The organism is Nitrospirota bacterium (genome assembly GCA_026387665.1).
Lineage (GTDB): Bacteria > Nitrospirota > Nitrospiria > Nitrospirales > Nitrospiraceae > Palsa-1315.
Window position 1 is genome coordinate 429,941 of record JAPLLG010000003.1, and the last position, 18,813, is coordinate 448,753.

The window sequence follows — 18,813 nt, forward strand, 5'->3', positions numbered from 1 at the left end:
GCTGCCCTCTCCTTCGCGTTGAGTTCAGTTCAATGGACGAGCGATGCCCCGGGACCGGCGGCGGATTCGAGACGCAGCCGATACCGGCTGACCAGATACCACTTCGCCACCAGCCCGGACGCAATGACCGCCACCACAAACATCACCAATATGAGCAACCGGTAGTCGGCGTGAATGCGCTGGTCCGCATAATACTGCCCGTCCGGCCCCTGCTGAAACGTGATCTCCCGTTGAATCTGATGGGTCTGGCCTGAAGGATCGGAAAGATTGATCCATTCCGAGCAGAAGGGCACCGGGTCAGATGCTCCTGTGAGGGCCTGCCATCTGAGCCGCAAACAAATATCTTGTTTGGGGTTGAATACATCGGGGGTCGCTGCCAGTTCATCGAGATTGATCCCACTGGCCCATAATCCGACCAGCACAATCGCATTGCAGAGAACCATCATGACAAGAGACACGTAGGTGGTGAACCGACGGATGCGCCTCGCCTGACGCTGATCGCCTGACAATGGTTGATCCATTCCCCACCCAATTCGTCTCTCTGTCTAACAGGCGTCAGGAGAGTCCCCGACTGCGCGCGTCCCACAAGGCCCTTCTCAGGGCGCGCGTTGCGCGAGCACGGGGGACTCTCCTGATCACCTGTCCCTACCCCCCTTGTACCACAATCTGCGAAAAGTCCGCGAATGAGTTGAAGAAAACATCCACGTCCTGGAGCAGCGACAAGCGGTTGCTCCGGACAGCCTGATCCTCGGCGTTCACCATAACTGCGGCAAAAAACGCATCGATGGCCGGCTTCATCCGTACCAGCGCATCCAGGGCCTGGCCATAGTCCCCACGAGTCATCGCGGATTTCATCTTCTCCCGTTCATCCACCGTCGCCTGATAGAGCGCCGACTCAGTCGGATTCTCGAACCGCGCCGTATCGACCGGTTTGCGATCCCACTGTTCCTTCTCGACAAGCCGGTGCGCCCGCTTGAAGCCGACGATCAAGGGATCGAACTCAGGCTTCGTCGTCACGGACTCCAACGCCTTCATTCTCTGCACGAGATCCACGAGATCCAGCGCCTTGCCATGAGCCTGTTTAAGCACCGCTTCGATCACGTCATCCCGCAAGGCATGAACGATCCTGGCGTAATGTCGAACCCGCTCAAAAATGAATTCCGTCATCCGACGCCGGCCCTCTTGCTCGGAATCAGAAGCCCCCTTGAAGCCATCGGCGATAACCAAGCTTCTCGCGGCATCGACGTAGCCCCCCACGTCGATACGTAGCTTGCTCTCCAGAATAATCCGGACGATGGCCGTGGCATTTCGACGCAAGGCAAAGGGATCTTCCGACCCGGTCGGCACAAGGCCCACGTAGAAGAAAGCCGCGACTGAATCCAACCGGTCAGCCAGCGACAGCACTTGGCCTGCTGTGGTCTTGGGCAGCTCCCCTTCGATCGATCGCGGCAGATACTGCTCACGGATGGCCTGACTGACCGTTTCTGATTCCCCATCATGTTTGGCGTACTCGCCCCCCATGATGCCCTGCAGTTCCGGGAACTCACCGACCACACCGGTGAGCAAGTCGGCCTTGCAGAGATCCGCAGCCCTCTCACAAGCCTGCTTCAACTCACCATCGTGCGGTCGCAAGCTCGACGCGATGAAGCTGGCCAGCTTCCTGATCCGCTGCTGCTTCTTCTCCATCGTGCCGAGCTTCTGGTGGAACGTGACCCCGGCCAGTTTTGCCACCCGCTCCGCAAGCTTGATCTTCCGGTCCTCGTCGAAAAAGAACTTGGCATCGGACAGACGAGCAGCCAGAACCCGCTCGTTGCCTTCGCGAATCAATCCCATGTCTTTGGCGCGATTGTTGGTCACAGCGATGAAATGGGGGACCAGCTTCCCTGTCTCTTTGTGCAGCAAGGAGAAGAACCCCTGATGTTCTTTCATCGAGGTAATCAAAATCTCTTGAGGCACTTCCAGATAGGCAGGCTTGAAGGAGCCGATAATGGCATTGGGACATTCGGTCGTATAGACCGCCTGATCCAGCAAGTCCTCATCCACATTCAAGACAAACCCGGTCTCCTTGCACAGGGCCGCGATCTGTTCTTCGATCATGTGACGGCGGCGCTGCGGATCGGCCATGACGCCCTGCCGTTCTAGCCCCTTCAGATAGGACTGGGCGTCTCGCACCACCAGCCCCTTGGCGCTCCCTAACACGCGATGGCCTTCGGTCTTGTTACCGGCGGTAATCCCCACTACTGCAATCGGAAGCGTAGCCCCTCCGTATAAGGCCACCAACCACCGCACTGGACGCGCGAACCGGGCGCCAGTGCTATTCCACTTCATCGCTTTCGGGAAGGTCAGTTTCGCAATCAACTGGGGAAGGAGCTCTTCCAGGACCACCTTCGTGGGCCGCCCCTCTTCCTGCTTCACCGCAAAGAGATATTCCCCCTTCGGCGTCTGGCGAACTTGCAGGTCCTGGACAGAGACTCCCTGCCCTGCGGCAAACCCCATCGCCGCTCTGGTCGGCTGACCAGCAGGATCGAAGGCCACAGACTTGGAAGGCCCCATCGCTTCCTTGACCATCGAGGCCTGCAAGGGTGCGAGGCCCTCGACCACCAAGGTCAAGCGTCGCGGGGTGCCCAAGGTGCGGATGGATTGAAACGAAAGCCGTTGATCGTTGAACAGTTGCTCAGCCGAATCCTTAAGGGTCGCCAGGGCTGGGGCAATGAACTGATAGGGCAGTTCTTCCACGCCGATCTCCAACAACAATTCGGCAGCAGTCGCTGAAGAAGAACGCGTCCCCTTCTTCACGGAAGGAGTGGGATGGGAAGGCTTCTGAGTCTTTGGCATGGATCCTTCTGCAGTTCCTATGAGCGGCGGGCCACAGTTTTCGCGCGGGAGCCTGACACCTTCGCGCCATCTGGCCCCATCACGCGATTGAGCAACGGATGGCCCATCGCGGCCCGCTCTTCGATATAGCGTTCGGCACATTGCCGCGCCAGGGCGCGGACCCTGGCGATATAGCCGGTCCGTTCCGCCACGCTGATCGCCCCGCGGGCATCCAGCAGATTAAAGAGGTGCGAGGACTTGATACAGAACTCGTAGGCCGGAAGCGTCAACCGCTTCTCGCGATTCGCCAGCAGCCGCTGACATTCTCCCTCGAATGATTGGAACGTGGCCTTAAGCATCGCCACGTCGCCTTCTTCGAAGTTATAGGTCGAGAACTGCACTTCGGTTTCGTGATGGATATCTCCGTAGGACACGGAATCGTTCCAAGCCAGGTCGAACACTTTATTAACCTGTTGCAGATACATCGCGATCCGCTCGGTCCCATAAGTGATCTCGACCGTAATGGGATTCAGCTCGATCCCGCCGATTTCCTGAAAGTAGGTGAACTGGGTGATCTCCATTCCGTCCAGCCGCACCTCCCAGCCCAGGCCCCAAGCGCCCAATGTGGGAGACTCCCAATCGTCTTGGATGAAACGGATGTCATGCTGTTTCGGGTCGATTCCCAGTTGGGCCAGACTCTCCAGATACAACGCTTGAATGTTGTCAGGCGCCGGCTTCAGCACGACCTGATATTGATAGTAATGCTGCATACGATTGGGATTTTCGCCATATCGTCCATCAGTCGGACGACGACAAGGCTGGGGATAGGCAGCCCTCCAGGGCTCCGGACCAAGAGACTTGAGGAAGGTGGCGGGATGAAAGGTGCCGGCTCCCATCTCCAGATCATAGGGTTGATGGATGACACAGCCCTGCTCGGCCCAGTAGTGGTGCAATGTGAGGATGAGATCTTGGAAGGTCACAATCAGCCCTATGAGGTCATGAAATTGCTGAGTTAATACCCGGAAGCGAGGGAAGAAGCTAACAGGAACGCCTGGAAGCTGTCAAGAAACAATCCCTCTATGTTCAAGGAGTTGCATCGAAATTCTCCTGTCACTTTGCCCAATCGAGCTGGATATACGAGTGAAGCACCAGCCAACACTCGTTTGCCTGCCAGCTCTTGACGCGGCCGCTGCAATAATCTATTGTCCAAGAAAGTTGACTGACTCACTCGATATTGTGTGGTCCTGAGATGAAACTCTCGAAAAAAAGCGAATATGGGCTTCGAGCCCTCCTGGAACTCACGCAGTTCTATGGCAAGGAAACGCTCCAGCGCCAGCAGATCGCTACACGCCAGCATATCCCTGTGGAGTTTTTGGAACAGATCCTTCTCGCGCTGAAACGCGCCGGATTGCTTGCGAGCCGCCGCGGCATCAAGGGCGGCTATACGTTGATCAAGTCGCCGGACGAAATCACTCTGGGTCAAGTGATCCGCATCCTGGATGGGCCGCTCGCACCAATTGCCTGCGTGAGCAAAACCGCCTATCAAAAATGCAGCGATTGCCCCTATGCGTCGAAGCCCTACTGTCCCTTGCAAGATGCGATGGGTGAGGTGCGCAATGCTATCGCCGATATTTTGGACCATTACACGCTGAGCCAGTTTGCCATGGCCAGGCCAGCGAAACGCGCGAGCTGATATACCATCATCGTCTCATAGAAGGAACGTCCTCATGGGTGCCTCAAGCCTCTTTGCTCTGTTGCTGGCCTGGATCATCTTCTCCGGCTCCGTCCTGGCCGGAGAGACCAGGGAACTGACGCTGGCTGGCTATAGTGTGCCGAAGGAAGCCTACGAACGCACGATCATTCCTGCCTTCCAACGGCAATGGAAACAACGGACGGGACAAGAGGTTCGGGTTAGGAGTTCGTACGGAGCCTCCGGCGCCCAGGCCAGGGCGATCATCGGAGGGTTCGATGCGGACGTGGCAGTCCTCTCGCTGGAGGGGGACCTCGATCAAATCACCAAGGCTGGCTTGATTACCCACGACTGGCGAACAGGGCCCCACAAAGGCATGGTCTCCGCTTCGGTCGTCGCACTCGGCGTCCGGAAGGGAAACCCGAAGGGAATCAAGGGCTGGGAAGACCTCGCCAGGCCAGGCGTGGAGGTCCTCTACCCCAATCCCAAGACCTCAGGCGGCGCGATGTGGGATGTAGTTGCCATCTATGGGGCAGGGCTGAAGCTGGCAGAGCAACAGGCAGGAGCAGGAAAGAAGCCCAGCCCCGAATCGGCAGAGGCCTTTGCCACAAGCCTGTTGAAACGTATTCAGAAGAACGTGAAGGTGATGGACAAAAGCGGGCGCGAATCGGTCACGACCTTCGAGCGAGGAGTGGGAGACGTGATCGTCACCTACGAGAACGAGTTGCTCCCACGGATCAAGAGCCACCGCCCCTACGAACTCATTGTGCCTCAGGAAACAGTCTGGATCGAGAACCCTGCTGCCCTCATCGACAAACATGTGGACCGGCATCACGTGCGGGATATAGCCGAAGCATTTGTGGCCTTCCTCCATAGCGAAGAAGCCCAGGCAGCTTTTACGGAACTGGGATTCCGGCCGATCGGTCAGGCTGCGGGACAACCATCGGCTGGCGCAGCGCTCCCCCTCCCCACCAAGCTCTTTACCATTGCAGACCTGGGAGGATGGGAGACGATCAGCACTAAACTCTTTGGCCCGCGCGGGGCCTGGACCAGCACCGTCGAAGATCTGGCGCGCGGAAAATAAACGACAGACCATGACTACCCACACCTTGCTTCAACTTGCGCTCCGCTCCGCTGCTGTCGGCTATGTCGCCCTGCTCATCCTCTTTCCGCTCGTGGCGATCGCCCATCAGTCGTTTGTCGGAGGCATCGACCACTTCATCCAGGACATCAGCACACCCCAAGCCTCCTCAGCCCTGATCTTGACGCTGGAATCTGCCTTCATCACGACGGTCATCAACGCCATCTTCGGCACCCTCTCCGCGATCGTCCTGGTGCGCTACGAGTTCCCTGGCCGCTGGTTTCTCAATGCTCTGGTCGATCTCCCCTTCGCGATTCCCACCTTGGTGACCGGCTTAATGATCGCAGCCATTTATGGGCCGACCACCATTCTCGGGACGTGGCTGCAACAGGGGGGCGTATCCGTCCTATACGACAAACCCGGCATCGTCCTGGCCATGCTCTTTGTGACCATGCCCTTCACCATCCGTTCGTTACAGCCGGTGCTGATGGAATTGGAGCGAGACCAGGAAGAAGCAGCCTTCTCCTTAGGCGCGAGTCCCTGGACGACCTTTTGGAAGGTCACCGTCCCCTCCGTACTACCGGGGCTCCTGACCGGGGTGTTCCTGACCTTTGTCCGGGCGCTGGGCGAATTCGGCTCCATTGTTATCGTCGCAGGCAACATCCCGATGAAGACCCAGGTGGCGTCGGTCTATGTCTATGGAGAAATCGAAAGCTACAACCCCCAGGGCGCCACATCGGTCTCGGTCTTCATCCTGCTGATTTCGTTTCTGGTGCTGGTCCTGTTGGAACGTCTAACCAGGCCACCAGGCGAACGGATGCCTCCGTGGCTCCGCTGGCCGAAACGGCCTCTCTCCATGATCCGTCCATCGGAGATCGGATAAACAGCCATGATACGTCGCCTACTCATCGGTTCTGTGTGGTTCTATTTTTCACTGCTCCTGATCAGCCCGATCCTCTACCTCGCCGTGCATAGTTTCGACGAGGGGATTGCGGCCTTCTGGAATGAAGTCACGAAACCGGAAGCCCTGCACGGGTTTCTGCTCACAATCGAGATTACGGCGATCGTGCTGGTCCTGAATCTGATCTTCGGCACGATCACCGCGCTGGTGCTGGTGCGGCAGCACTTTGCCGGACGCACGGTTCTGAGCGGGGTCATCGATTTACCCTTTTCTGTCTCTCCGGTCATCGCAGGATTCATGCTGATTCTCTTGTTCGGGCCCGAAACCATTCTAGGCACCTTCTTCGGCACCCTGGGGGTCAAAGTCTTATTTGCCATGCCTGCCATGGTGTTAGCGACGCTGTTCGCGACCTTCCCCTTCGTCGTCCGCGAACTGACGCCTCTCTTGCAAACGATCGGCACGGATGCGGAGGAAGCGGCGAGAACCTTAGGAGCCAACGAGTGGCAGGTGTTTCTCAAGGTCACGCTCCCCATGCTCCGATGGGGCTTTGTCTATGGAGCGACCTTGACGGTGGCCCGGGCCATCGGTGAATTCGGCGCGGTACTCGTCGTCTCCGGGAACATCCTCCTGGTGACGCAGACCGCCACCCTGCACATTTATCAGAGCTATGTGGACTTCAATTATGTGGGCGCCAATGCCGTCGCCCTGACCCTGTTGGCCGTCTCCTTTGCCATTTTGAGCCTGCTGGAGATCGCAAAGACCAAGGCCACAGCCACTGTGGCATAAGCTCACTAGCAGGCTGCGGAAAAACTCGGTGGAAGAGGGCATTACAGCTGAAATGCTTCCTATGGCATAGCGGCCTCAATAGCCACAGGATGCTCAAAAAGGCCGTCCAGCAAGGCCGCAGCGAACGAAGAGACGAAGCGTACCCTTGTGGTACGTTGAGCCTCTTTGTGAAGCGAGAACGCCGCTGGCGGTCTTTTTCAGCATCCTGCTAGAAAGGTATTGGCGTGAAGATCGAAGTACGAGGGCTCAGAAAACAGTTCGGTTTAGTCCCTGCTGTGTCGGACGTCTCCTTCCAGGTCAAAGAAGGGGAACTCCTCGGCCTTCTGGGACCGAGCGGCAGCGGGAAAACGACGGTGCTGCGGTTGATCGCAGGGCTGGAAACGCCGTCCGGAGGAGACATCTATATCGACGGGAAACGGGTGAACGATCTCTCCGTCCAGGATCGGAACATCGGATTCGTCTTTCAGCACTATGCCCTATTCAAACACCTGACCGTCTTCGAGAACATCGCCTTCGGCCTCAAAATCAAAAAGTGGAACCCGGCGGAGATCGAGCAGCGCGTAGCGGAGCTGCTCCGATTAATGAGCCTGGACTCAGTGGAACATCGCTATCCCCATCAACTGTCCGGAGGCCAGCGCCAGCGGGTCGCGATTGCCAGATCCTTGGCCCCCAGACCGAGTGTCCTGCTCCTCGATGAACCCTTCGGCGCCGTGGATGCGAAGGTGCGGCAGGAATTGCGTGAGTGGTTGATCCGGCTTCACGATCGCCTTAACGTGACCAGCCTCTTCGTGACCCACGATCAGGAAGAGGCGATGGAGGTCTCAGGACGAATCATCGTCTTCTCCAAAGGCAAGCTTGAGCAGATCGGCTCTCCGGCCGAGGTCTATGAAGAGCCCGCCACGGAATTTGTGGCGCGGTTTATCGGAGCCATGAATATCCTCGAAGGTACGGTTCTGAATAACGTGGTAAAGATCGGATCGCTTGAGTTTCCCGCCCCCAATATCCCGGACCAGGTTCAACTCCAAGTGGGATTTCGTCCCTATTATGTAAAGGTGTCTGAAGATCCCGCGCGCTACCGCCAGACTGCCACACTCCGGCACATCTACTTTCTCGGCGTGGCCTACCGGCTCGAAATTGAAACGGCGGAAGGGCTAATTCTGAGGTCTCGCATGAACAAAGAAGAGTTCCGCCAGTACCGGTTCGAAGTGGGGCAACCTGTCTCCTTCGCTGTGACGCAGTTTCGATTCCTCCCCCAAGAAGGGCGGTCCTTCCCTACCTCAGTGCCGCCCCAACAGCTCGACGCAGATCCCCTCACGCCTTGACCTGTCGATTCGCCGGATCCTTTCATTTCATTGACTCCATCCTGTCATTTTGATAGCCTGAAAGCCCGCCCATTGCTGGCGATTTCTTACATTGATACAAGAGTTTGTCGGCACCCTTGCCACTACATCCCGAAAGGAGTTTCGATGGCCCATTCAACGGCTTCGCCGGAATTACTCGCTGCCTTACACAACAAAGCCACCCAACTCCGTATCGAAAGTGTGCGGGCGACCAGCGAAGCAGGAAGCGGCCATCCCTCCAGTTGCTGCTCGGCAGCCGATATTGTCGCAGCACTCTTTTTCTCGGTGTTGCGCTATGACCCGAAGAACCCCAAAGCCCCCAACAGCGATCGTTTCGTCCTCTCAAAAGGTCACGCAGCTCCCCTCCTCTATGCAGCCTGGGCCGAAGCGGGACTCTTCCCGAAAAGCGACTTACTGAAATTACGGACACTGACCTCTGATCTCGAAGGGCATCCGACTCCCCGCCTGTCCTTTGTCGACATGGCCACCGGCTCACTCGGACAGGGACTACCCGTGGGTGTCGGTCTCGCACTCAACGCCAAATCCGTCGACAAGACCAACTATCGCACCTATGTCCTGATGGGAGATGGAGAGTCGGTCGAAGGGTCTGTGTGGGAAGCAGCAGAAGTGGCGCGCCACCATCGCCTCGACAACCTTTGCGCCATCGTGGATGTCAACCGGCTCGGCCAAAGCGATCCCACGATGCTGCAGCATGACATGGAAGCCTATCGGTCTCGCTGGGCCGGCTTCGGCTGGCACGCCATCGTCGTCGACGGGCACAGCCTCTCCGCCATTCTTGCCGCTTTCGATGAGGCAGCCAGGACCACCGGGAAACCGACCGTATTGCTGGCCAAGACCTTCAAGGGCCGTGGCATTTCCGTCATGGAGAACCACCCAGAGTGGCACGGCAAACCCTTAAAGAAGGGTGAGGAAACGGACAAGGCGATCGCCGAACTGGCGGCGCAACTCAAACCAAGCCAGCTGGAGATTCAGATCCAGCAACCCTACGCGGCTTCGTCCAAGCAGGCGTCGATTGGATCCTTGCCTGCATCCCCCTACAAGCTCGGCGACTCGGTCGCCACGCGTGAGGCCTTCGGCGCCACACTGGCAGCCCTGGGCGATGTCCATCCACTCGTCGTCGCACTCGACGCCGACGTCAAGAATTCCACCTATACGGACAAATTCGGCAAGAAATTCCCTGACAGATTTTTCGAAAATTTCATCGCGGAGCAAAACATGCTTGGCGCGGCGGCAGGCTTGGCTGCCTGCGGCAAGATTCCCTTTGTCGCGACCTTTGCCGCCTTCTTTACCCGCGCCTACGACTTTATCCGCATGGCAGCCATCAGCGGCTCGAACATCAAGCTGGTCGGCACCCACGTTGGCGTGAGCATCGGAGAAGACGGCCCCTCTCAAATGGGTCTGGAAGACATCGCTATGATGGCGGCGCAACCAGGCGTCGTCGTGCTCTACCCTTCCGACGCCACCTCCACCTACCGGCTGGTCGAAATCGCGGCGGCTCACAAGGGGATGGTGTACCTACGCGCCGGTCGGCCCAAAGCACCGGTCATCTATGGACCGGAAGAACGGTTCCAGATCGGCGGGTCCAAAGTCATTCGCCAGAGCGCCGCGGACGTCCTCACGATCGTCGCAGCGGGCGTGACACTCTTCGAAGCACTCAAGGCCTACGATCAGCTCAAGACGGCGGGAATTTCCGTACGGATCATCGACCTCTACAGCATCGCGCCGATCGACCGTGCCACCCTGATCGAGAGTGCCAAAGCCACCCAGGGCCGCATCCTCACCGTGGAAGACCACTATGCCCACGGAGGATTAGGCGACGCAGTTCTCAGCGCAGTCGGAACGGAAGGTTTGAACGTTCACAAACTCGCGGTTCGGACCATTCCCCACAGCGGGAAGCCGGACGAGCTCGTGGACCACTTTGGCATCGGAGCACGATCCATTGTCGAAGCAGCCAAAGACATCACAAAATAAATCCTCCTACGCCGCCCTTCCCCATGAGTTGGCCGGGATTCCGCTCCTGAACATTCTGTCAGGAGCGGCGCGCCAACGAATGCTGCAGGAGCTGACCGAAGCCCATTACGGCAAAGGCGACTTCATTTTCCGCGAAGGCGACCCGACCGAATACTTCCACATCGTCAAGACCGGAACGGTCAAGTGCGTCAAGTCCACTCCGGAGGGGAAAGAATGCACGCTGAAGATGCTCATGCCGGGCGACCTCTTCTGCTGCGACGCAGCCGCCTTCGATGGCGCCTCCCATCCAGGCTCGGCCCAGCCCATGGGAAACGTCAGCATCTTTCGAATGAGCAAAAAGGCCTACTTCGAGATGCTGCGACAAAGTCCGGACGCCGCGCTTGAAGTCATCAAGTTTTTAGGCAACCGACTGAACGAAGCCCAGGAAAAAACCAAGGATCTGGCGCTCGACCGGGCCGACCAACGACTCGCCTCGCTGCTCGTCGATCTCGCCACCCGCAACGGGATCAAAGATCCGAGCGGGATTCGACTCACGATTCGCCTCACCAGACAGGATATGGCCAACATGGTGGGGATCACGACGGAAACGGCCATTCGCATCATGGGCCGGTTCAAACGCGACAAGTTGGTCTCCGGCACCGCCAGCCGCCTCCTGATTTGCAATCTTCCAGGCTTGAAAGCCCTCGCTTCCGCCTCGTAGTCCCCGCACACACTGTTTTTCAAAATGCCGCAAACATGATATTTGTCATGTTTTATGCTGCCGACCTAGCGTATGCTTTTGACTCTCAGTCGCACGATCCCGCAGCCTGACCAAGTCAAACCTACTGGTCGTGCGCCAATGAACCGTCCACCCCTAACAAGAGGAGCAGAGAGACCATGCGTGCATCAGAGAAAGCGTTCAGCACATTTGCCATCGTCACAGGCCTCCTCGCCGGAAGCCTGACGTTCTCATCGCCCACCTGGGCCAAAACCCATAACATCGCCATGACCGCAGTGGAAACCGATGTCGTCATCGACGGAAGCGGAGAGAAATATGCCGCCTGGACCTTCGACGGCACCGTCCCGGGACCGGTCGTCCGGGTCACGGAAGGCGACACGATCAATTTCACCTTGACCAATCCCGCCACGAACAAGAATCCCCATGCGATGGATTTCCATGCGGCGGAAATCGACTTCCTGAAAAACTATCGGGCCATCAATGCCGGTGAAACGATCAGCTACACCTTTGTAGCCAAGAAGCCGGGGATCTTTTTCTACCATTGCGGAGCGCCCCCGATGATCCAGCATGTCGCGCGTGGCATGTTCGGCGCCATCATCGTCGATCCCAAAAATACGAAGGCCTGGCCCAAAGCGGATCGGGAATATGTGCTCGTCCAGTCGGAATTCTTCAAGAACCCGACCGACGTGCAAGCGATGTTCGATCGCAAATACGACAACATGCTCTTCAACGGCGGCATCTTCAAATATCACCCCTTCGTAACCGGCGGCGGCAAGTTAGATGCGAAGCCCGGCGAGCGCGTCAGGATTTATTTCGTAAATGCCGGCCCGAACGAGTTCTCGTCATTCCATCCGATCGGTGAAATCTGGGACAACGTCTACGAGAGCGGCAATCCCAGCAACAAACTTACCGGCGTTCAGACCTATGTCGTCGGGCCAGGCAGCGCAGCGACGTTCGATGTCGTGGTTGAATCGGCCGGCGCCTACCCGCTGGTTACGCACTCGCTCACCGGCGCGCTTCGCGGCGCGATCGCGGTGTTGCTGGTCGGACCGGATGCCAAGCCTGCGCCACTCATGCCGATGGTGCCCTGGGTGCTGCCAGCAAAGTAAGGACTAGAAACAGGGAGCGATCGACCAAGAGGCTGGTCGCTCCCTTCAGTTTCGCGTGCAAAAACGAATCATGCTGAACATTATATTGGCCACATTCGTACTGCTCGCAGCCCTAGGCCTCTCCCCCGCTTCAGCCGGCGCACCGAAAGAACGCATCGCCCTCATGCTGACAGGATCAACCTGCCGCGAGGCACAACAGACGATCGAACCGATCTTGCGACGCACAGATGGAGTCTTCGCCGTGGATGGCGCCAGCGTCCCGGAGCATCTGCTCATCGACGTCGAGGAAGGCAAGACCTCCGCGCAGGACCTCCTCACGATCGTGCAGACAACGATCGGTGCAGACCTTTCATGTCGGGTCGAAATTATGAGATCATGCATCACAGCCCCTGAACACAACAGGACAGACGCACCAGCCAAGTAGGAACCGGCCTCTCATCACTCGCGCAACAGAACATGCCATACAGACGCCCTGCCGAGCCCTGTCGGCCCCATCGCTTCTTGCGCGCGCTCTCGGTCATGAGCCTCTCCCTCACGGTCTGGCTGCTCGCGTCCCCGGTCATGGCGCAGGACGCGCTGCTCGAATGGCTCCCTATCAGACCCTTCAACTTTGACGTGACATTCAGCCAACGGACCTTCGCGCCTGAGAATCGAGTGATTGGCGTCCAAGCCGGAATCACGGCGCTTCGCTATGGCGATCTCGAAGTCCGCACGATGTACCAGTACTACAGCAACCACACGCCAACCTTTACAACGGATCAAAACTCCCTCTATCTCAATCCTCGCTGGAACAACTTCATCGATATTCTGGATTTCCCCAAGGGTGCCCCGATCAGCCGCACGATTCGGCATATCCTCTTCGGCCCCCTCGAAGACCGGGCCGTGCCCTACCTGGGCCTGCTCGGAGGCGCAACCTTCCCCGGTCCCGGCAATACCTGGCCTGGCCATCTCATCGGAGGCCAAGTCGGTGTCCGATTTCCCATTGCGCGAGGCGTCTCATTCGACATGGGCGTGCAATATACGGAGTACGGAATCGATTTCCAGGGCAATGCGGGACAGACGCAACAATGGTTGATTACGACAGGGATTCGATTCTAACCATGCCACGAAAACCGCGCACCAGGCTCTTACTTGAATGGGCGTCACTGCTGCTCATCGCGTTGACGGTGCAGGGCTGCGGCCTGATCATCGATGCAGTCCAGCTGGTGCATCCCATCGCGACCAACGAACTCGATGCGATCTGCGCGCGAGGTCAAGTCCGCGTCGGCATGGCGGTTGAACCGTTTCAGCCCTTCGTCTTCCCGGCGATCTATACGGATGAAGGCCTGCGCGTGACAGGCCTTGACGTCGAACTCGTGCGGGAAATCAGCATGGCCCTGTCGCAGCGCTGCGGCGGAACAAAACCGATCGTTCCAACGCTCCAGCTGATTCGTTTCCGAAACCTCTTTGTCGAACTGACCGAGGGGAACCTCGATTTGTTCGTGTCCTCCATCAGCGCCAATGTGCCGGCCCAAGGACGAATCGGCCTCGCCTACTCAAACCCCTACTTTGATGAGGGAGGAATCGGCAGCATCACCAGACAACCGGACACCGCCAAGCGAATCGGCGAATACGTCCGCCGATCCTCAACGAAAACGGCCGACGCGCAGGCCATGGCCAGCGCCTTCTCCGGCTTGACCATCGCCGTTCAAGAAGGGACCAGCGCGCAATTCTATGCGGAAGCCAATCTGACAGGCATCAGGCTGGTGCTCTGCGATTCCCTCCCGGCCGCCTTCGAATCCCAGAACCCGCCGATCGACGTCATCCTGGGGAAACAACCAGTCCTCGACTATACCGTCCGGCGGGTCCGCAAGGACTGGCAACTCATCACATTGGGGAACGGAAAACCGCTGCTCCTCACCCACGAACAGTACGCCATCGTGACGGACGAGGAGAACTATCGGTTGCGGCGGTTCCTGAACGATCTCCTGTTCCGGCTCGATGAGTCAGGCAAACTCACGGACATGCGGCGGCGCTGGCTGGAAGAAACCTATGCCTACCCTCGCCGGGCCGCCACGGAAGGGCTTCCCTTTGCCGCGGAGAAAATGCCCCAGCATTACGACCAAGGCCAATGCCGGCTGATTGATAACCGCTCACGATGAACAAGAGGAGACCGCGATGAAATGGGTATGGGTTGCCGCACTGACTGGCATCCTCGCGACCATCGCCATTGGAGCCATGGCCCCGAGCCCAAGCTGGGCCGTCGATCGTGCAGAGGGGGAGGAAACGGCCAGGCTCTTAGCCAAATTGCTCAAGGCAGGCCGATTGGTCATCGAGCAGAACCAGCTTCTAATCGACGATCCGCATAAGGGAGACAAGGGATTCACGCCCGAAGTGTTCGAGCAACAACTCATTCAAGAATTTCGCCAACAGACCGGCATCGATCTCTCCAAGCTCCAGAGCACGCCTGCCTCCATTTCGCTGCCATCCCTGGCCAAAGAATTACTGCCAGCCTTCGTGCTGGCCAGCAAGGACGTAGTGCGCGATGCCCAAGTCGTAATCAATCAACGGGGAATCGGGTACAAGAACTTTATCCCGGCGACCTACGGCAGCCAAGCCGCCGCGCGGTTCTCCAAACAATCGCGAGTCCGGCTGAAACAAACGACGCTGGGACCTCGCAATCCGAAGAACGAGCCAGACGACTATGAAACCTCGGTGCTGAAATGGCTATCAGGCCGCCCGCGAGCCGAAGCCTATGTCAGTGAACTCACCGATCAGGGCCAGACATTACGTGTCGTGATGCCGATCTATTACGTCCAGGCTTGCTTGACCTGCCACGGTGAACCGAAAGGCGACCTGGATATTTCCGGCTATCCCAAGGAGGGCCATCGCGAAGGAGACCTGGCAGGAGCCATCACGGTAACAGCCCCCTTAAGCCTTCGCTGAGCAAGGCGCGCATCTAATGAGGCGCCGTCCTCACTGACACCATTTCGATTGCCCGGCGAACTTCGTTGATCAAGTTCGCCCGTTCCCATGGCTTCCTCACCCAGGCCTGAGCTCCTCCACCGATTGCAAGCTCCGGCCAGCCTGAGTCCTCACCCGACAGGATCATAACTGCGGTCTCTGGCCAGAGGCTCCGGCACCTTGCCAGCAATTGCAGCCCGTCAAACCTGGGCATGTGGTAGTCGGAAATCACCAGATCAAAGTGCCGCTGCTCTAATTCGTGACAGGCCTCAAGCCCATCACTGGCTTCAAACACGTTGTATCCTTCATAGGCGAGGAGTTCCGACAACAGTAACCGGATACTTGCATCGTCGTCGACAACCAGTACTCGCTGTCCATAACCGTCTGGACACATGATGACCTCCTTTACGGCCTGGAGATTATTTCTGCCGGTCCTTTCGAAGAAGCTACGTACTGGGGAATACACGTCTAGTCACACATCATGTCAGGATTCTCGCAGGGCCTCCCATGCAGAATCGACCTAGCGACCAAGGGAACAGCCTGCCACGGAACGTGCGGCGCTCTTGACGACAAACGACGCACAGACTGATCCCGATTGGATTGGATCGTGGCATCCTCAATATTGCCGCAATTCAAACAGCGCACAGCGTCGAATTGTTTGGTCGTGCCATGGGGATCTGAAAGCTGCTCCGACACCACCCACCCATTACATCGTGCACAGTGCATAACCGCCTCTCCGTCAGTGTCGCTCGTCTGGCCTCGCCTGTTTCAACGATCTACGCCGCCGATTCTCTCCAGTCATATAAGCGAATCCGCTGATCGTTCAGGTGGCTCTCTCCTCGGTTCGCGCGATTTCTTTCTGTGCACGGATCTCGTAATCCCACAAAATAGGAGTCAGCACCACGAAATGTTTCTCCTGAAGAAGGTGCAACACCTGAAACAGTATCTGCCATGTACATTGGGGGAAGGCGTGCGCGAGCACGGTGAAAGTCACTCGGCGATGCTGAGACACAAAGCGATGGACAGCGGACTCAATGTCTTGTGTCACGACTGAAGTCATTGAGCCACACCATCCTTCGTTCCGACCTAGATAATCAGGATTTCTCTCGACAACTCTGCAAAAATTAGTCCGTCCTGGCCAGGATTCAGTGCTTCGTACCGCGCAACGCGTAACTGCGCGACTGCAGTAGCTAAAGAAGAATATCCCGCGGCACGTCGCGCGCGGCACAGCCCCTGCGCGCCCCTATCTCTCGCCTCTTCGCACGGTGCGGGCCGTGCGAATCCGCTCGACTCCCGATTCATTTCTCCACCCGACAAGCGATTCCGCTATCTCCGCTGACATTCTCAGACGGCATTGTCCTTGCTTGAAGCCTCTGCGCTCACAGCAAGCGCGAGTCACCGAGGGAAAGATTGATGACAATTGCGTACCAGGGGCTAATCACGGCGGGACAGGCTCTAGCAGGAACGGTGGCTCTGCTCATAGCACTCTTGTTCACGCAACCCAGTCTCGCGGGAGGAGACGACCATCGTGCGCTACGATTCCTCCGAGACAAAGGCATCATCACCCAACAGGAATATGACCAGGCAGTTGCCGAGGAACAACCAGAGAAGCCGAAAGAGCCTCGCGCGAACGGAGTCACGAAGGATGGGCTGCAATTCACTGTCGGAGGGTTTGCCGAACTCGACTTCATCGGAGACAATACCAGGAGCTTCGAGGAGGTCATCGGAAACCGACCGGTTCTACGGAGCGATACGCTGGCTGGCGCAAATGGGCGCTATACAACAAGTCCACGGAACAGCCGGCTCATACTCGACGTCCGAGCGCCGGAGCGCAATGGGATCAAGACGCAATTTCATGGATCGCTGGATTTCTTGGGGAATGAGCCGGACATCGGGACGGCGAGCACTTCTGAGCTCACGGTCCGCACAAGCCCGACCGCACGCGTGTTCCAATTGTTTTTCAAGGTCGAAACTCCGGTCATCGACGTGAAAATTGGGCAAGATTGGTCGCGATTCGGCTTTATGTCTGAATATTCACGCGGGCAGGTTTCCGTCGCGGCCACACCGGCAAATATGTTTAACCGATGGATTCAAGCCAGTGTGTCCAAGCGGCTCAATCTCACCGATACCCTGTCGCTCACACCCGTGCTCTCGGTGGAGCGGCCCCCTCAGCGCGATGCCGGACTCCCCTCGTTTGTTGCTGGGGCGCAGGTCGCGTATCATGGCTTGCAAGCCCCCTACACCAGTTCCTCAACTGGCAGGATCTCGCTCAAGCCACTGAGCGTTCAAATCAGCGGAGTCGGCCGGCGACTCGAAGCGAATTCTGGAGGGCCAACCAATTCGCTGGGGGGACAACCCACTCTCAGCAGCCAGACCTATGTAACTGGATGGGGACTGTCCTCCAGTCTGTTTCTCCCGATCCTTCCGTCAAAAAATGGTGAATTGGGAAACACTGCGCATGTCGTCATGGAAGGCGTGACCGGGGCAGGCATTGCCGACTTCTTCAACGGTCTCAGCTGGGGGATCTGCAACCCTGTATGCGGATATTCTTCCACTAACAGTGGCTTTGGCGGCGCGGCATTCGGGCAAACAGACCTTGATGCAGGGCTGGGAGCGGTCAGCAGCCGAACCGGAAAATTTGAAGCTATCCGCACGACATCAATGATGGTGCACAGCACCTACTATCTTCCCGACAACGGCAAGACCTGGATAGGCGGAGGCTATGGGACGATCTACTCATCCAATGCAAGCGAGATGACCTGTACGGTCAGTGCGTCATTCTGTGGTGGCTCACTGCGAACAGTGCAGAGCATCTATATCCGCGATTCCACCTATTACACATATATCTTTCACGACTTCACGGAACAGATTCGAGCCGCACTCACCACCAATTGGGTCCGGACCACCTATGCCGATGGGGCCAATGCTGAGAACCACCGCATCCAAGTGAGCTTTTTCTATCGATTTTAGCTGGGCATGACGAAGAGTCTTCTTCAGCCGAAAAAATTATGTTATCCTGCTCACAGAACAGACCAAATGACAAAAAGGTCGCCCGCTATCGACTCCCGATCGGGCCGCCACCACAAGCACGCAAACACAGAGGACTCATGTCGAGGCCTTGATTGAGAACCAGGAGGATCCAATGCGTTCTGTAATTGCCGCAATGATGATAGCCACGATCGGATTCGGAAATCCGGTGTGGGCCTATGAAGAAATCACCGTGACGGACGGAGGCAGTATCACGGGCACCGTGACCCTCGAAGGCCAGGTCCCCAAGCCGAAGGGCTACAATCTCACGACCCTGCCGGACCAATTCTATTGCGGACGCATTTCTGATGGGCAGGGCTGGCGCATCCTGCAGCCGTTCCAGGTCGGGCCGGCTGGCGAGTTCCGCGAGGTGGTGGTCTATTTAGAGGGAATCGACAAAGGCAAGCCCTTC

At 57.7% G+C, this 18,813-nt stretch carries 18 protein-coding genes; 14 read left to right on the forward strand and 4 right to left on the reverse strand.

What is annotated here, in order from left to right:
* Positions 1-29 precede the first annotated feature (29 nt).
* From NT179_02720 to NT179_02730, 3 genes are all read right to left on the reverse strand, one after another.
* Positions 30-521, reverse strand: coding sequence for a hypothetical protein (locus tag NT179_02720; GenBank protein MCX5720926.1), 492 nt, complete (start codon positions 519-521; stop codon positions 30-32).
* Between the two features lie 124 nt (positions 522-645).
* Positions 646-2,835 carry a glycine--tRNA ligase subunit beta gene (gene glyS / locus NT179_02725; protein ID MCX5720927.1) on the reverse strand — a complete coding sequence of 730 codons (2,190 nt, stop codon included), beginning with the start codon at positions 2,833-2,835 and terminating at the stop codon, positions 646-648.
* 17 nt (positions 2,836-2,852) lie between these two features.
* Positions 2,853-3,794, reverse strand: a complete 942-nt coding sequence (locus NT179_02730; GenBank protein ID MCX5720928.1) for a glycine--tRNA ligase subunit alpha — start codon at positions 3,792-3,794, stop codon at positions 2,853-2,855.
* 269 nt (positions 3,795-4,063) lie between these two features.
* On the opposite strand from NT179_02730, the gene NT179_02735 reads away from it, so the two are divergent.
* From NT179_02735 to NT179_02790, 12 genes are all read left to right on the forward strand, one after another.
* On the forward strand, positions 4,064-4,507 hold the full coding sequence (locus NT179_02735) for an Rrf2 family transcriptional regulator (protein ID MCX5720929.1): 444 nt from the start codon (positions 4,064-4,066) through the stop codon (positions 4,505-4,507).
* 34 nt (positions 4,508-4,541) lie between these two features.
* Positions 4,542-5,588: a sulfate ABC transporter substrate-binding protein gene (locus tag NT179_02740; GenBank protein MCX5720930.1), complete on the forward strand. Its 1,047-nt coding sequence runs from the start codon at positions 4,542-4,544 to the stop codon at positions 5,586-5,588.
* A 10-nt stretch (positions 5,589-5,598) separates the two neighbouring features.
* The gene (cysT, locus tag NT179_02745) at positions 5,599-6,468 is read left to right on the forward strand and encodes a sulfate ABC transporter permease subunit CysT (GenBank protein MCX5720931.1); all 870 of its coding nucleotides are present in this window, start codon (positions 5,599-5,601) and stop codon (positions 6,466-6,468) included.
* A gap of 9 nt (positions 6,469-6,477) precedes the next feature.
* Positions 6,478-7,272: a sulfate ABC transporter permease subunit gene (locus NT179_02750; GenBank protein ID MCX5720932.1), complete on the forward strand. Its 795-nt coding sequence runs from the start codon at positions 6,478-6,480 to the stop codon at positions 7,270-7,272.
* A gap of 224 nt (positions 7,273-7,496) precedes the next feature.
* Positions 7,497-8,594 carry an ABC transporter ATP-binding protein gene (locus NT179_02755; protein MCX5720933.1) on the forward strand — a complete coding sequence of 366 codons (1,098 nt, stop codon included), beginning with the start codon at positions 7,497-7,499 and terminating at the stop codon, positions 8,592-8,594.
* A 144-nt stretch (positions 8,595-8,738) separates the two neighbouring features.
* Positions 8,739-10,604, forward strand: coding sequence for a transketolase (locus NT179_02760; GenBank protein MCX5720934.1), 1,866 nt, complete (start codon positions 8,739-8,741; stop codon positions 10,602-10,604).
* A complete protein-coding gene (locus tag NT179_02765; GenBank protein ID MCX5720935.1) occupies positions 10,573-11,304 on the forward strand; it encodes a Crp/Fnr family transcriptional regulator in 732 nt (243 codons plus the stop codon). The genes NT179_02760 and NT179_02765 overlap by 32 nt, the downstream gene beginning before the upstream one ends.
* Positions 11,305-11,480: 176 nt before the next feature.
* Complete coding sequence (locus NT179_02770) at positions 11,481-12,431, forward strand: multicopper oxidase domain-containing protein (GenBank protein ID MCX5720936.1); 951 nt, start codon at positions 11,481-11,483, stop codon at positions 12,429-12,431.
* A gap of 70 nt (positions 12,432-12,501) precedes the next feature.
* A complete protein-coding gene (locus NT179_02775) occupies positions 12,502-12,855 on the forward strand; it encodes a hypothetical protein (protein MCX5720937.1) in 354 nt (117 codons plus the stop codon).
* A 32-nt stretch (positions 12,856-12,887) separates the two neighbouring features.
* A complete protein-coding gene (locus tag NT179_02780) occupies positions 12,888-13,529 on the forward strand; it encodes a hypothetical protein (protein ID MCX5720938.1) in 642 nt (213 codons plus the stop codon).
* A 2-nt stretch (positions 13,530-13,531) separates the two neighbouring features.
* A complete protein-coding gene (locus tag NT179_02785; GenBank protein ID MCX5720939.1) occupies positions 13,532-14,572 on the forward strand; it encodes a transporter substrate-binding domain-containing protein in 1,041 nt (346 codons plus the stop codon).
* Between the two features lie 16 nt (positions 14,573-14,588).
* The gene (locus NT179_02790; protein MCX5720940.1) at positions 14,589-15,356 is read left to right on the forward strand and encodes a DUF3365 domain-containing protein; all 768 of its coding nucleotides are present in this window, start codon (positions 14,589-14,591) and stop codon (positions 15,354-15,356) included.
* 13 nt (positions 15,357-15,369) lie between these two features.
* Here NT179_02790 and NT179_02795 read toward each other — a convergent pair whose 3' ends face one another.
* A complete protein-coding gene (locus tag NT179_02795) occupies positions 15,370-15,768 on the reverse strand; it encodes a response regulator (protein ID MCX5720941.1) in 399 nt (132 codons plus the stop codon).
* 1,019 nt (positions 15,769-16,787) lie between these two features.
* On the opposite strand from NT179_02795, the gene NT179_02800 reads away from it, so the two are divergent.
* Together NT179_02800 and NT179_02805 are read left to right on the forward strand one after the other, a co-directional pair.
* Positions 16,788-18,344 carry a hypothetical protein gene (locus NT179_02800; protein MCX5720942.1) on the forward strand — a complete coding sequence of 519 codons (1,557 nt, stop codon included), beginning with the start codon at positions 16,788-16,790 and terminating at the stop codon, positions 18,342-18,344.
* A gap of 172 nt (positions 18,345-18,516) precedes the next feature.
* Positions 18,517-18,813 (forward strand): carboxypeptidase regulatory-like domain-containing protein (locus NT179_02805; GenBank protein ID MCX5720943.1); only part of this gene is annotated, 297 nt, incomplete at its 3' end.